13 protein-coding genes are annotated in these 15,140 nt (G+C 59.6%); all 13 read right to left on the bottom strand.

The features are described 5' to 3' along the window. Positions 1 to 34: 34 nt before the first annotated feature. Complete coding sequence (gene nuoL, locus ACA052_RS18855; RefSeq protein WP_497646237.1) at positions 35 to 1,888, bottom strand: NADH-quinone oxidoreductase subunit L; 1,854 nt, start codon at positions 1,886 to 1,888, stop codon at positions 35 to 37. Further along, positions 1,885 to 2,193 (bottom strand): NADH-quinone oxidoreductase subunit NuoK, encoded by a 309-nt coding sequence (nuoK, locus tag ACA052_RS18850; protein ID WP_007940879.1) that lies wholly within the window; start codon positions 2,191 to 2,193, stop codon positions 1,885 to 1,887. Before nuoK ends, nuoL begins: the two co-directional genes overlap by 4 nt. 2 nt (positions 2,194 to 2,195) lie before the next feature. After that, complete coding sequence (nuoJ, locus tag ACA052_RS18845) at positions 2,196 to 2,699, bottom strand: NADH-quinone oxidoreductase subunit J (RefSeq protein ID WP_497646236.1); 504 nt, start codon at positions 2,697 to 2,699, stop codon at positions 2,196 to 2,198. Positions 2,700 to 2,708: 9 nt separating this feature from the next. Then, complete coding sequence (gene nuoI / locus ACA052_RS18840) at positions 2,709 to 3,254, bottom strand: NADH-quinone oxidoreductase subunit NuoI (RefSeq protein ID WP_007946418.1); 546 nt, start codon at positions 3,252 to 3,254, stop codon at positions 2,709 to 2,711. A gap of 12 nt (positions 3,255 to 3,266) precedes the next feature. Beyond that, positions 3,267 to 4,274 carry an NADH-quinone oxidoreductase subunit NuoH gene (gene nuoH / locus ACA052_RS18835; RefSeq protein WP_497640793.1) on the bottom strand — a complete coding sequence of 336 codons (1,008 nt, stop codon included), beginning with the start codon at positions 4,272 to 4,274 and terminating at the stop codon, positions 3,267 to 3,269. After that, positions 4,271 to 6,985 (bottom strand): NADH-quinone oxidoreductase subunit NuoG, encoded by a 2,715-nt coding sequence (nuoG, locus tag ACA052_RS18830; protein ID WP_497646235.1) that lies wholly within the window; start codon positions 6,983 to 6,985, stop codon positions 4,271 to 4,273. Before nuoG ends, nuoH begins: the two co-directional genes overlap by 4 nt. Before the next feature lie 138 nt (positions 6,986 to 7,123). Continuing rightward, complete coding sequence (gene nuoF / locus ACA052_RS18825) at positions 7,124 to 8,479, bottom strand: NADH-quinone oxidoreductase subunit NuoF (RefSeq protein ID WP_497646234.1); 1,356 nt, start codon at positions 8,477 to 8,479, stop codon at positions 7,124 to 7,126. After that, the gene (nuoE, locus tag ACA052_RS18820; protein ID WP_497646233.1) at positions 8,476 to 8,973 is read right to left on the bottom strand and encodes an NADH-quinone oxidoreductase subunit NuoE; all 498 of its coding nucleotides are present in this window, start codon (positions 8,971 to 8,973) and stop codon (positions 8,476 to 8,478) included. The genes nuoF and nuoE overlap by 4 nt, the downstream gene beginning before the upstream one ends. Positions 8,974 to 8,975: 2 nt before the next feature. After that, positions 8,976 to 10,760 carry an NADH-quinone oxidoreductase subunit C/D gene (gene nuoC / locus ACA052_RS18815; RefSeq protein WP_497646232.1) on the bottom strand — a complete coding sequence of 595 codons (1,785 nt, stop codon included), beginning with the start codon at positions 10,758 to 10,760 and terminating at the stop codon, positions 8,976 to 8,978. Positions 10,761 to 10,832: 72 nt separating this feature from the next. Then, positions 10,833 to 11,507 (bottom strand): NuoB/complex I 20 kDa subunit family protein, encoded by a 675-nt coding sequence (locus tag ACA052_RS18810; RefSeq protein ID WP_008146035.1) that lies wholly within the window; start codon positions 11,505 to 11,507, stop codon positions 10,833 to 10,835. Positions 11,508 to 11,517: 10 nt separating this feature from the next. Continuing rightward, complete coding sequence (locus ACA052_RS18805; protein WP_003223812.1) at positions 11,518 to 11,931, bottom strand: NADH-quinone oxidoreductase subunit A; 414 nt, start codon at positions 11,929 to 11,931, stop codon at positions 11,518 to 11,520. Positions 11,932 to 12,486: 555 nt separating this feature from the next. Then, the gene (gene aceA / locus ACA052_RS18800) at positions 12,487 to 13,812 is read right to left on the bottom strand and encodes an isocitrate lyase (RefSeq protein ID WP_033057066.1); all 1,326 of its coding nucleotides are present in this window, start codon (positions 13,810 to 13,812) and stop codon (positions 12,487 to 12,489) included. A 475-nt stretch (positions 13,813 to 14,287) separates the two neighbouring features. Continuing rightward, positions 14,288 to 15,049, bottom strand: coding sequence for a secretin N-terminal domain-containing protein (locus ACA052_RS18795; protein ID WP_497646231.1), 762 nt, complete (start codon positions 15,047 to 15,049; stop codon positions 14,288 to 14,290). Between the last annotated feature and the right edge of the window lie 91 nt (positions 15,050 to 15,140).

Genomic DNA, 15,140 nt, shown 5'->3' with positions numbered 1-15,140 from the left:
CTCAATTCCTTTCGCAAGTTCGCAAGGTTCATATTCAGACCGCTACCAGCACGATGGCGCCGATGACCAGCACGGAGCCGGCTGCCATCGATGCCGCGTACCAACGCAGTTGACCGGTTTCGGTACGGCTCAGGGCGGTGTGACCGCCTTTGGCCATACGCGGGATCAGACCGATAGTCTGGTCGAGCGGGTCTTTGCGCAGTGCGTGGCTGATCGCAAGGTATGGCTTGACGAACAGTTTGTCGTAGATCCAGTCGAAGCCCCAGGCAGCGAACCACCAGGCCGAAAGGAAGCGGCCAATGCCGCTGTTGGCGATTGCGGTGACGAAACGACGCTTGCCAAGGAACAGCAGCGCGGCCAGCAGGATACCGGCCAGGGCGATGGCGCCCGAGGCGATTTCCAGACTGTGCTTGGCTTCGCCGCCGGCGTGGCCGACGCTTTCCGGCAGCACACCGTGCAGTGGCGGTACGATCATTGCGCCGACGAAAGTCGACAGCACGATCAGCACCGACAGTGGCAGCCAGTGAGCGATGCCGTGACCGGCGTGCGCTTCGGTCTTCGCTTCACCGTGGAACGCGATGAAGATCAGGCGGAAGGTGTACAGCGAAGTCATGAACGCACCGACCAGACCTGCATAGAGCAGACCGTGGTTGCCGCTGGCGAAGGCTTCCCAGAGGATTTCGTCTTTGGAGTAGAAGCCTGCGGTCACCAGTGGCAGGGCAGACAAAGCCGCGCCGCCGACGATGAAGCTGGTGTAGGCCAGTGGCAGTTTCTTCCACAGGCCGCCCATCTTGAAGATGTTCTGCTCGTGGTGGCAGGCAACGATCACCGCACCGGAGGCAAGGAACAACAGCGCCTTGAAGAAGGCGTGGGTCATCAGGTGGAAGATCGCGCCATCCCATGCGCCCACGCCCAGTGCCAGGAACATGTAGCCGATCTGGCTCATGGTCGAGTAGGCGAGGATACGTTTGATGTCGGTCTGCACCAGTGCGGCAAAACCTGCCAGCACCAGGGTCACGCCGCCGACGATGCCGACGAGGTGCAGGATGTCCGGCGCCAACGCAAACAGGCCGTGGGTACGGGCGATCAGGTAGACACCGGCGGTCACCATGGTTGCGGCGTGGATCAGTGCCGAAACCGGAGTAGGACCGGCCATTGCATCCGCCAGCCAGGTTTGCAGCGGCAGTTGCGCGGATTTACCAACCGCGCCGCCCAGCAGCATCAGGGTCGCCAGGACGATCCAGAAGTCGCCGACCTTGAAGTGCTCAGGTGCCTTCACCAGCAGTTCCTGGACGTTAAGCGTGCCCAGTTGCTGGAACAGGATGAACAGGCCGATGGCCATGAACACGTCGCCGATCCGGGTCACGATGAAAGCCTTGAGTGCCGCGTTACCGTTGTTGCGGTTGCTGTAGTAGAAACCGATCAACAGGTACGAGCACAGGCCCACGCCTTCCCAGCCGAAGTACAGGAACAACAGGTTATCGCCCAGGATCAGGAACAGCATGCTGGCGATAAACAGATTGGTGTAGGCGAAGAAGCGCGAGTAACCGTCTTCACCGCGCATGTACCAGGACGCGAACAGGTGGATCAGGAAGCCGACGCCGACCACCACGCCGAGCATGGTGACGGACAGGCCATCCAGGTACAGCGCGAAGTTAGGCGTGAAGCCTTCCACCGCCATCCACTGCCACAGCACCTGGGTGTAGTGGCCACCTTCAGGTGGCGCGACATTGAATTGCCAGATCACGTAAGCCGCGACGATGGCAGACAGGCCGATGGAACCGACGCCAATCAGCGCCGACAGGTTTTCCGAGAGGCGGCCGCGTGAAAACGACAGCAGCAGGAAACCTATAAGAGGGAATACGAAAGTCAGATAGAGAAGATTCATCCGCGCATCTCGCTGGCAGCGTCGATATCGAGAGTGTGGAAGCGGCGATACAGCTGCAACAGAATCGCCAGGCCAATACTGGCCTCGGCGGCTGCCAGGCTGATCACCAGGATGAACATGATCTGTCCATCCGGCTGCGCCCAGCGGCTACCGGCAACGATGAACGCCAAAGCGGAGGCATTCATCATGACCTCCAGGCTCATCAGCACGAAAAGAATGTTGCGGCGGACCATCAGGCCGACCAGACCGAGGCAGAACAGGATGCCGGCAACCGCCAGACCATGCTCCAAAGGGATAGCAGGCATCGTCATTGCTCCTTGGCTTCGTTGCGGCCCAGGTGGAACGCCGTGACGGCTGCGGCGAGCAGCAGCATCGAGGCGAGTTCGACCACCAGCAGGTACGGACCGAACAGGCTGATGCCCACGGCCTTGGCGTCTACGGTGGTGTGGCCGACGGCCTGGCCGCTCTGATGGGAGAACAGCACGTACAGCAGTTCAGCCAGCAGCAGGGCGCCGAGAATGACCGGGCCGAGCCAGATGCCGGGCTTGAGCCAGACGCGCTCTTGCTGAACCGAGGCGGGACCGAGGTTCAGCATCATGACCACAAACACGAACAGCACCATGATGGCGCCAGCGTAGGCGATCACTTCCAGGACACCGGCGAACGGTGCGCCGAGGGCGAAGAACGTCATCGCGACGGCGATCAGCGAAATGATCAGGTAGAGCAGGGCGTGCACAGGGTTGGTGTGGGTGATCACGCGAAGCGTGGCCACCACTGCGATACCCGATGCGAAATAGAAAGCGAATTCCATCTTTCTTCCTTAAGGCAGCAAGCTCTTCACGTTGATCGGCTGGGCTTCATTTTGCGCGGAGCCTTTCGGCTTCCCGGCAATCGCCATACCTGCAACACGATAGAAGTTGTAATCAGGGTTTTTGCCGGGGCCGGAGATCAACAGATCTTCTTTCTCGTAAACCAGGTCCTGACGTTTGAACTCGGCCATCTCGAAATCCGGTGTCAGCTGGATCGCGGTGGTCGGGCAGGCTTCCTCGCAGAGGCCGCAGAAAATGCAGCGCGAGAAGTTGATGCGGAAGAAGTCCGGGTACCAGCGACCGTCTTCGGTTTCAGCTTTCTGCAGCGAGATGCAACCCACCGGGCAGGCCACGGCGCACAGGTTGCAGGCCACGCAGCGCTCCTCACCATCAGGGTCACGGGTCAGGACGATACGGCCACGGTAACGCGGCGGCAGGTACACGGCTTCTTCCGGGTACTGCAGCGTGTCGCGCTTGCGGAAGGCGTGGCCGAAGATCATCACCAGGCTGCGAAGCTGGGTGAAGAAGCCATGCACGATGTCAAAAATGTACTTCATGATTCTCTATCCTCACTGAGCCGCGACGGCGGGCGTGTTGAGCAACACGATCGCAGCGGTCACCAGCATGTTGACGAGGGTCAGCGGCAGGCAGAACTTCCAGCTGAAATCCATCACTTGGTCATACCGTGGGCGCGGAATCGAGGCGCGCAGCAGGATGAAGATCATGATGAAGAACGCGGTTTTGAGCGCGAACCAGATGAACGGGATCTGCGGCAGAATGCCGAACGGGCCGTGCCAGCCACCGAAGAACAAGGTCACCAGCAGCGCCGAAATCAGCACGATGCCGATGTACTCGCCGACGAAGAACATGCCCCATTTCATGCCGGCGTATTCAATGTGGTAACCGTCGGCCAGTTCCTGTTCCGCTTCCGGCTGGTCGAACGGGTGACGGTGAGTCACGGCGACGCCAGCGATGAAGAAGGTCAGGAAACCGAAGATCTGCGGAATGATGAACCACAGGTTCTGCGCTTGATACTCAACGATGTCGCGCATGTTGAACGAGCCGACCTGGATCACGATGCCCATCAACGACAGGCCCATGAACACTTCGTACGATACGGTTTGCGCCGAGGCCCGCAAGCTGCCCAGCAGGGCGAACTTGTTGTTACTCGACCAGCCGGCGAACAACACCGCATAGACCGACAGACCGGCCATGGCGAAGAAGAACAGGATGCCGATGTTGATGTCCGCCACGCCCCAGGTCGGGGTGATCGGGATGATCGCGAAGGCAATCAGCAGGGCGCTCATGGCCACGACCGGTGCCAGGGTGAAGATCATCTTGTCGGCAAACGGCGGGGTCCAGTCTTCCTTGAAGAACATCTTGATCATGTCGGCCGCAATCTGGAACGCGCCGAACGGGCCGACGCGGTTCGGACCGTAACGGTCCTGCCAGAGGGCGAGCAGACGACGCTCGACCCAGCTCAGCAGCGCGCCGCACACCACCACGGCGAGCAGAATCACGATGGCCTTGACGACCGCGATGATCACGTCGATCACCTCAGGAGTGAACCAGGTCATTGAGCTGCCTCCTGCAGACCGTCAACGGTTTTACCAAAGATTGCCGCTGGAATGCCGGCGATACCCGCAGGCAACGCGACCAGGCCAGCGCCCAGCTCTTCATTGATGCGCAGCGGCAGACGCAAGGTCTGGCCAGCCACGTTCAAGTTGAGCATGGCACCGTCATTGACACCCAGACGGTCGGCTTCGGACTTGGCCAGGGCGACGTAAGCAGCCGGGATGCGTTCCTGAACCGGTGCGGCTTTCGAAGAGGTTTCTTCGCTGCCGAGCAGGTGGAAGAACGGCACAACCTGCCAGGTGCCCGGAGCCGGGTTGAACGCACGCGGAACAGCGGCAAACCAGTTCAGCGAATCACCAGCGCTTTCGATCAGGCGGGTGCCCGGGTCGCCAGCGCGAATGTGACCACCGACTTCGTCCTGGAACTTGTTCCAGGCTTGCGGCGAGTTCCAGCCCGGAGACCAGGCGAATGGTACTTGCTGACGCGGCTCGACCGAGCCCGAGTAACCTTCCATCGAGAAGTTGAACGCGGTGTCGTTGTCTTGCGGAGTACGCGGTTCGTGCACGCTGATGTCGGCACGCATGGCGGTACGACCGGAGTAACGCAGCGGTTCGCGGGCCAGTTTCATGCCCTTGATGCGGAACGCGGCGGACGGTGCGGCATCAACGATACGCGCCAGTTGCGGGGTGCTCGAAGCAACGGCAGCGGTGACGTGGTCCAGTTGGGTCCAGTCAATCGGCTGGTTCAGCAGGGTGGCACGCAGGGCATGCAGCCAGCGCCAGCCTTCGTGAACCAGGATGCTGGCGTCCATGTACTTCGGATCAAACACCTGGAAGAAGCGCTGGGCGCGGCCTTCCTGGCTGACCAGGGTACCGTCGCCTTCAGCGAAGCTGGCGGCTGGCAGAACCAGGTGCGCGCGATCGCTGGTGGCGGTCTTCTGATGGTCGGCAACGATCACTACTTTCGCAGCGGTCAGGGCGGCATCAACCTTGGCTTTGTCGGTACGGGTGTACAGATCGTTTTCCAGCACGACGATAGCGTCAGCCTTGCCGTCGATCACGGCTTGCAGCGCGGCGTCGACCGATTCGCCACCGAGCATGGCCAGGCCGAGGCTGTTGGCCTCTGGCACGATCAGGCTGATGGAACCGTTCTTCTCGCGCAGCTTCAAGGCTTTGGCAATGTTTGCCGCGGCTTCGATCAGCGCTTTGGAACCCAGCGAAGTACCGGCGATGATCAGCGGACGCTTGGCGGCCAGCAGGGCATTGGCGATGCGTTGAGCCAGTTCAACGGCTTCAGCGTCCAGGCCTTCAACCGCTGGGGCGCTGGCGTCGAGGGCGTGAGCCACGGCGAAACCGATGCGGGCCAGGTCGTCTGGCGCGGCGTGAACGCATTCTTCGGCGATGTCGTCGAGCTTGGTTTCAGCCAGGCTGGCGATGAACAGTGGGTTCAGCGCGTGCTGACCGATGTTCTTCACTGCAGCGTCGAGCCAAGGCTGAACGCGCATGGCATCGGCCATGTCTTCGGCTTTGCCTTTGACCGATTGACGCAGGGACAGCGCCATACGGGCAGCGGTCTGGGTCAGGTCTTCGCCGAGGACGAAGATCGCGTCGTGGTCTTCGATGTCGCGCATGTTCGGGATCGGCAGGGGACTGTCTTTCAGCACCTGCATCACCAGACGAATGCGTTCCAGCTCGGCGGCTTCGATACCGGAGTAGAAATGCTCGGCACCGACCAGTTCGCGCAACGCGTAGTTGCTTTCGAGGCTGGCGCGTGGCGAACCGATACCGACGATGTTGCGACCGCGCAGCAGGTCAGCGGCTTTATCCAGCGCTTCGTCGAGGCTCAGCTTGGCGCCGTTGGCCAACAATGGCTGACGCGGGCGGTCTTCGCGGTTGACGTAGCCATAGCCGAAACGGCCACGGTCGCACAGGAAGTACTGGTTGACCGAACCGTTGAAGCGGTTTTCGATACGACGCAGTTCACCGTAGCGCTCGCCCGGGGAGATGTTGCAACCGCTGGAGCAGCCATGGCAGATGCTTGGCGAGAACTGCATGTCCCACTTGCGGTTGTAGCGCTCGGAGTGAGTCTTGTCGGTAAACACACCGGTCGGGCAGACCTCGGTGAGGTTGCCGGAGAATTCACTTTCCAGCACGCCGTCTTCAACGCGACCGAAGTACACGTTGTCGTGGGCGCCAAATACACCGAGGTCGGTGCCGCCAGCGTAATCCTTATAGAAGCGCACGCAGCGGTAGCAAGCGATGCAGCGGTTCATCTCGTGGGAAATGAACGGGCCCAGTTGCTGGTTCTGGTGGGTACGCTTGGTGAAGCGATAACGGCGCTCGTTGTGGCCGGTCATTACCGTCATGTCTTGCAGGTGGCAGTGACCGCCTTCCTCACAGACCGGGCAGTCGTGAGGGTGGTTGGTCATCAGCCATTCGACGACGCTGGCGCGAAATACTTTCGCTTCTTCGTCTTCGATGGAGATCCAGCTGCCGTCGGTGGCGGGGGTCATGCAGGACATGACGATCCGACCACGGGTGTCGTTGGCGTCGGTGTACTGCTTGACCGCACACTGGCGGCAAGCGCCAACGCTGCCTAGGGCGGGGTGCCAGCAGAAATACGGAATATCGAGGCCTAGCGACAGACATGCCTGTAACAGGTTGTCTGCCCCATCGACTTCGAGCTCTTTGCCGTCTACGTGGATAGTGGCCATGGTTCAAAGTTCTTCGTTGGCCCGGTGTCAGCGGGCGTGGCTAATGGAATCTTGTTGTTCGCGTGAATCAACACAGCCGTTCAAGGCGTCATCACACGAGAAGGCGAAGGGCACGGACCCTTCGCCTTTTTTAAGCGTTTAAGCGCCGATTACGATCGGCCTTGCCAGAGGCGGGACGACGGCGCTGGTGGGCGCGATGCCGGCTTCGAACTCATGGCGGAAGTATTTGATTGCGCTGCCCAACGGCTCCACGGCGCCCGGTGCGTGAGCACAGAAGGTCTTGCCTGGGCCGAGGAAACCGACCAGACCCAGCAGGGTCTCGATATCGCCGGCTTGCCCTTCACCGTTTTCGATCGCGCGCAGCAGCTTGACGCTCCATGGCAGACCGTCACGGCACGGGGTGCAGAAGCCGCAGGATTCGCGGGAGAAGAACTCTTCCATGTTGCGCAGCAGGGACACCATGTTGACGCTGTCGTCCACCGCCATGGCCAGGCCGGTACCCATGCGGGTGCCCACTTTGGCGATGCCGCCGGCGTACATTTGTGCGTCGAGGTGCTCCGGCAACAGGAAACCGGTACCGGCGCCGCCTGGCTGCCAGGCCTTGAGCTTGAAGCCGTCGCGCATGCCGCCGGCGTAGTCTTCGAACAACTCGCGACCGGTGATGCCGAACGGCAACTCCCACAGGCCCGGGTTCTTGACCTTGCCGGAGAAGCCCATGAGCTTGGTGCCCATGTCTTCACTGCCTTCACGGGACAACGATTTGTACCAGTCCACGCCGTCGGCAATGATCGCCGGCACGTTGCACAGGGTTTCAACGTTGTTCACGCAGGTCGGCTTGCCCCACACGCCAACGGCGGCAGGGAAGGGCGGCTTGGAGCGCGGGTTGGCGCGGCGGCCTTCGAGGGAGTTGATCAGTGCGGTTTCTTCACCGCAGATGTAACGCCCGGCACCGGTGTGGACGAACAGCTCGAAATCGAAGCCGCTGCCCAGGATGTTCTTGCCCAAAAGGCCGGCTGCCTTGGCTTCTTCCACGGCACGGTTCAGGTGCTTGGCGGCGGTGGTGTATTCGCCACGCAGGAAGATGTAGCCACGGTAGGTTTTCAGTGCGCGAGCACTGATCAGCATGCCTTCGATCAGCAGATGGGGCAGTTGCTCCATCAGCATGCGGTCTTTCCAGGTGTTCGGCTCCATCTCGTCCGCGTTGCACAGCAGGTAGCGGATGTTGATGGATTCGTCTTTCGGCATCAGGCCCCACTTAACGCCAGTGGGGAAGCCAGCGCCGCCGCGACCTTTAAGGCCGGCGTCTTTCACGGTCTGGACGATGTCGTCCTGAGCCATGTCGGCGAAGGCCTTGCGCGCAGCGGCGTAACCGTTCTTGGCCTGGTACTCGTCGAGCCACACGGCTTCGCCGTCGTCACGCAGACGCCAGGTCAGCGGGTGAGTCTCGGCCGAACGCTTGATGCGGTTGGCAGGACCGAAGGAAGTCAGGGTCATACGTAGCCCTCGAGCAATTTGGCAACGCCGGCAGGCTGCACATCACCGAAAGTGTCGTCGTCGATCATCAGCGCCGGCGCCTTGTCACAGTTGCCGAGGCAGCAGACCGGCAGCAGGGTGAAACGACCGTCGGCGGTAGTCTGGCCCAGGCCGATCCCCAGATTGCCCTGGATTTCGTTGACCACGGATTCATGGCCGCCGATGTAGCAGACCATGCTGTCGCAGACGCGAATGATGTGGCGGCCGACTGGCTGGCGGAAGATCTGGCTATAGAACGTCGCCACGCCTTCAACGTCGCTGGCCGGGATGCCAAGGATTTCGCCGATGGCGTAGAGCGCGCCGTCAGGCACCCAGCCACGTTCCTTCTGGACGATCTTCAGGGCTTCGATCGACGCCGCGCGCGGGTCTTCGTAGTGATGCAGCTCGTGCTCGATGGCCGAGCGCTCGGTTTCACTCAAGGTGAAACGGTCTGTCTGGATAAGCGTGCTGTTCATGCTTAGCGGTCCACGTCGGCCATAACGAAATCGATACTACCCAGGTACGCAATCAAGTCCGCGACCATGCTGCCTTTGATCACCGAAGGGATCTGCTGCAGGTGCGGAAAGCTTGGAGTACGAATCCGGGTGCGGTAGCTCATGGTGCCGCCATCGCTCGTCAGGTAATAACTGTTGATGCCCTTGGTCGCTTCGATCATCTGGAAGGATTCGTTGGCCGGCATGACCGGGCCCCACGAAACTTGCAGGAAGTGCGTGATCAGGGTCTCGATGTGCTGCAGCGTGCGCTCTTTCGGCGGCGGCGTGGTCAGCGGGTGATCCGCCTTGTACGGGCCTTCCGGCATGTTGCGCATGCACTGGTCGATGATCTTGATGCTCTGGCGCATTTCTTCGACGCGCACGATGCAACGGTCGTAGGCATCGCCATTGACGGCCAGCGGCACTTCGAATTCGAAGTTCTCGTAACCGGAGTATGGGCGAGCTTTACGCAGGTCGAAGTCGCAACCGGTCGACCGCAGGCCTGCACCGGTGACGCCCCATTCAAAGGCTTCCTTGGTGTTGTAGGCAGCGACGCCGATGGTCCGGCCTTTGAGGATGCTGTTGTCCAGTGCGGCTTTCTGGTATTCGTCCAGACGCTTTGGCATCCACTCGACGAAGTCTTTCACCAGTTTTTCCCAGCCGCGTGGCAAGTCGTGAGCGACGCCACCGATGCGGTACCAGGCCGGGTGCAGACGAAAACCGGTGATGGCTTCGATCACCGTGTACGCCTTCTGGCGGTCGGTGAAGGTGAAGAACACCGGGGTCATGGCGCCAACGTCCTGGATGTAAGTCCCCAGGAACAGCAGGTGGCTGGTGATCCGGAAGAACTCGGCCATCATGATGCGGATGACGTCGACCTTCTCGGGCACCTTGATGCCGGCCAGCTTCTCGACGGAGAGCACGTACGGCAGGTTGTTCATCACGCCGCCGAGGTAGTCGATACGGTCGGTGTACGGAATGAAGCTGTGCCAGGACTGACGCTCGGCCATCTTCTCGGCACCCCGGTGGTGGTAGCCAACGTCCGGCACGCAGTCGACGATCTCTTCACCGTCCAGCTGCAGGATGATGCGAAATGCACCGTGCGCCGAAGGGTGGTTGGGACCGAGGTTGAGGAACATGTAGTCCTCGTTCGCACCGGAACGCTTCATGCCCCAGTCTTCAGGCTTGAAGCGCGCGGCTTCTTCCTCAAGCTGTTGCTTGGCCAGGTTCAGGGTGAACGGGTCGAATTCGGTGGCACGGGCCGGGAAGTCCTTGCGCAGCGGGTGACCTTCCCAGGTCGGCGGCATCATGATGCGGGTCAGGTGCGGGTGGCCGGCAAAGTCGATGCCGTACATGTCCCACACTTCACGCTCGTACCAGTTGGCGTTCGGCCAGATGCCGGTCACGGTGGGTACGCTGAGGTCGCCCTCGGACAAGGCGACCTTGATCATCACGTCACTATTACGTTCGATCGACATCAAGTGATAGAACACAGTGAAGTCGGCGCCGCTTGGCAGCCCTTGACGCTTGGTGCGCAGACGCTCGTCCACGCCGTGCAGGTCATACAGCATGACGTACGGCTTGGGCAGGTTGCGCAGGAAAGTCAGGACTTCGACGAGTTTGGCACGGGCAACCCAAAGCACCGGCATGCCGGTGCGGGTAGGCTGGGCGGTGAACGCCTCGGGGCCAAAACGGTTATTCAGTTCGACGACCACATCCTGGTCGTCTGCCTTGTAAGGCGGGATGTACAGAGCACTGCCTGTAGTCATGGTTATTTATCGCTTTCGGTCAACGTAAAGAATGAAGCCAGTGTCTCGTTCTATTAAAGAAGCAGATCTGGATCAGACTTCGTCGGGGCTGCGCAGGTTGGTGACTGCGATTCGCTGTTCGCGGCGCTGTTCCTTTTGCGAAGGCATCTCGGCGCGATACACGCCTTGATCACCGACGACCCAGGAAAGCGGACGACGCTCCTGTCCAATCGACTCCTGCAGGAGCATCAAGCCTTGCAGAAAAGCTTCAGGGCGGGGCGGGCAGCCAGGCACGTAGACGTCCACGGGCAGGAACTTGTCCACCCCTTGAACGACGGAGTAGATGTCGTACATGCCACCGGAGTTGGCGCACGAACCCATGGAGATCACCCATTTAGGTTCGAGCATTTGCTCGTACAGACGCTGAATGATCGGCGCCATCTTGATGAAGCAGGTACCGGCGATAACCATGAAATCCGCCTGGCGCGGCGATGCCCGGATAACCTCGGCGCCAAAGCGCGCGATGTCGTGGGGCGCCGTGAAGGCGGTGGTCATTTCCACGTAGCAGCACGAAAGACCGAAGTTATACGGCCACAGGGAGTTCTTGCGCCCCCAGTTGATCGTGCCGTTAAGCACGTCTTCGAGCTTGCCCATGAAGATGTTTTTGTGAACTTGATCTTCTAACGGATCGGAAACGGTTTCCCGTTCGCCAATCGGATACTGCTCGTTAGGAGCATCGGGGTCGATCCTGGTGAGATTGTATTGCATTGCCAAAGCCTCATTGTTTCAGCTTCGCCTGCCGCTTGCGACGAGCTTCCGGAGCCCAGTCAAGGGCGCCCACTCGGAACAGGTAGACAAGACCTGCCAACAGAATTGCTATGAAAACGAGAGCTTCGACGAATCCGGTCCAGCCGCTTTCGCGGACGGACACAGACCAGGCAAAGAGAAAGAGGGCTTCGATATCGAAGATCACGAAGAGCATCGCGACCAGATAGAATTTGGCTGAGAGCCGCAAGCGGGCGCCACCTGTAGGTAGCATGCCGGACTCGAACGGTTCGTTTTTGCTGCGGCCCCAGGCTTTTGACCCGAGGAGGCTGGAAACGCCAAGCATGAAGGCGCAGAGGCCGACAACGCCCAGAAGGAAAATGGCAAAGCCCCAGTTGTGGGCCATGAGTCCTGTCGCTTCGGGCATGCTGGTAATCCTTAACAGAGAGCAAAGGTCTCTGAGCTTGAAAAAGAAACAACGCAGTGACGATATGTCGCAGCAATCAATCCCGCTGATTTTATGGCACAACACCGTGCAAGTAAAATTCAGATAGCGAAATTATTTAATGGAATAAGGACATAGCATGCCTTCATAGCCCCGCAGCCCATGCGTTGCGGGCATTAGCCGGCATTTCATCAATTATGTTTTGTGGGGAATGTAACGAACATAGTTGCGTCTAAATGATAATCAATATTGTTTGGATTGGTTTTTAATCTGTTTAACGAGTGGATGGTCAGGAAGTTGACTTATATGCGACTTGTAGGAGCTGTCGAGTGAAACGAGGCTGCGATCTTTTGATGTTGTTTTACCAGCAAGATCAAAAGATCGCAGCCTCGTTTCACTCGGCAGCTCCTACAGGGTTGTGTCGTATCGAAAATCGTCGGCAAAAAAACGCCCCGAACCAGTCGGGGCGTCAGATGTGCGACGTTGCGGTTAGCTTTCTATTCGGTCCGCAACGGCCGTTTGCTCAGGCGAAACAGATCAGTGGAACTGTTCTTCTTCAGTCGAACCGGTCAGCGCGGTTACCGAAGACGAGCCACCTTGAATCACAGTGGTCATGTCGTCGAAGTAGCCGGTGCCCACTTCCTGCTGGTGAGCCACGAAGGTGTAACCCTTGGAAGCGTCAGCGAACTCTTGCTCTTGCAGCTTCACGTAGGCAGTCATGTCGTTGCGGGCGTAGTCGTGCGCCAGGTTGAACATGCTGTGCCACATGTTGTGAATGCCGGCCAGGGTGATGAACTGGTGCTTGTAACCCATGGCAGACAATTCGCGCTGGAACTTGGCGATGGTCGCGTCGTCCAGGTTTTTCTTCCAGTTGAAGGAAGGCGAGCAGTTGTACGACAGCAGTTGGTCCGGGTATTCCTTTTTGATCGCTTCAGCGAAGCGACGAGCCTCGTCCAGGTCCGGCTTGGCGGTTTCGCACCAGATCAGGTCGGCGTACGGAGCGTAAGCCAGGCCGCGGGCGATTGCCTGGTCCAGGCCAGCGCGCACTTTGTAGAAGCCTTCCTGAGTACGTTCGCCAGTCACGAATGGCTGGTCGTACGGGTCGCAATCCGAGGTCAGCAGGTCAGCTGCGTTAGCGTCGGTACGGGCCAGGATGATGGTCGGAGTACCGGCAACGTCAGCCGCCAGACGGGCAGCGGTCAGCTTCTGTACAGCTTCCTGGGTAGGAACGAGTACCTTGCCGCCCATGTGGCCGCATTTCTTCACGGAAGCCAGTTGGTCTTCGAAGTGAACGCCGGCGGCGCCTGCTTCGATCATGCTCTTCATCAGCTCGTAAGCGTTCAGTACGCCGCCGAAACCGGCTTCGGCGTCAGCCACGATTGGAGCGAAGTAGTCGATGTAGCCTTCGTCGCCCGGGCCTTTGCCGGCTTTCCACTGGATCTGGTCAGCACGACGGAACGAGTTGTTGATGCGCTTGACCACGGTTGGAACCGAATCCACCGGGTACAGCGACTGGTCCGGGTACATCGATTCTGCGGAGTTGTTGTCCGCAGCGACTTGCCAGCCCGACAGGTAGATTGCCTGGATACCGGCTTTAACTTGTTGTACAGCCTGGCCGCCGGTCAGGGCGCCCATGCAGTTGACGAAATCTTTATCAGGGCGGAAGGACGGCTTGGCACCCTGGGTGACCAGGTTCCACAGCTTCTCGGCGCCCAGTTTTGCGAAGGTGTGCTCAGGTTGAACCGAGCCACGCAGGCGGACGACGTCAGCAGCGGAGTAAGCGCGTGTCACGCCTTTCCAGCGTGGGTTTTCAGCCCAGTCTTTTTCGAGGGCTGCAATTTGCTGTTCGCGTGTCAGTGCCATGGAGATAAACCTCGTCGCGTCTTTTACGGAAAGTTGTGAAGCGGTGGAAAATTCATGCGCTCGCAGACCAGAAGCTTGGGTGGTCAAGTCGGATTCGGCGGGGGTGGCGACAGGATGAACGATGGGCTCGAGGGGAAGTGAGCAGGTAAGGGCGAACTGGCGAGCGCATTCGGGCGTCGTGGGCCTTGGTGCGAACTTCAGTGTGGAGCCGGGTTACCTAATTACGCTTCCGTCCCTCGGGACAACTTCGTTCCAGTCGGCAACCTCGTCAAACACACCTTGTGGGCGGTACAGACACGAAGCGGCTCGCGGAGTAGGTGCGAGCATCGCCTCGAAGGCCCTTGCCAGGGCCCCTGATTAGCGGGAGCGAGGCCATCATGCCTTTGCTTTTTTCGATCGTCAAATGTTTTGTAGTGCTTTTTTTTGAGCACTACATCTTTGGTCTAATACGACTAATCAGTCAGTTTTAGGTGGTTTAGTCCAAAGTATCGACTTTCACGCGCAGGGTCATGTCATCCCGGCCCTGAGTCGAGTAGCTGCGGGTCTGGCCCTGTTTGTCGGCCTGAGTCTGGCGGTTTACGCCGGCCAGGGTGATCCACTCACCGACCCGTCCCGTGACAGTTGTGTCTGTACTTTGCACATTCACTACATCGGGACGTTCCTGGCTCATACGGTCACGGTTGGTACTGATCGACAAGTGAACGATCTCGCCGGTAATGCTGGCGGTGACGTAGAAACCCTGGGTGACGTTGCGGTACTCGGTCTGGCTGCGAAGATCGCCGTAGGAATCGGTCTGCGAGCTGGTCAGCGGCACGCTTTGGCCGACCTGGATCAGTGCGGGTGCACCTTCGCTGGCCTGGACTTGCTGGATACCACCGTCGCGACTGTCGGTGCTGCGATTGATGATTCGGGGCTGGCTGGGTTTTGCCCCATTCACCGAATAACCCTGATCGCCCTGGAAGTTGTTTTCATTGGTGTCGACGGTGATCAGCAGGCGCTTGGGTTGGGTATCGAGTTGCGAGATAAGTGCTTTAAGTTCGTCGATCTTGCGCTGATCGGCATTGACGATCAACTGATTACCATAGGCGCTGACCTGGCCGTCCTTGCCAATAAAATCCTGCGCCATCGGCAGCATGTCGGCACTGGTGTGGTAGTTCAGCGGCACGATCTCGGTGGCGGCCATGACCGAAAAACTGCAGGTCAGCAGCAGCGTGCAGAGCAGGGTGCGTAGGGACATATCCGTTATCTCCGACAACATAAAGTGTTGATATTGCCAGTTTGTCGGCCCGGCGTGGGGCAAGTTGAATCGTAGACAGCAAAACGCCCCG

Source organism: Pseudomonas sp. LBUM1644, assembly GCF_059716195.1.
Note: the sequence above shows the minus strand (reverse complement) of the source record. Positions and strands in the feature narration are given on the sequence as shown.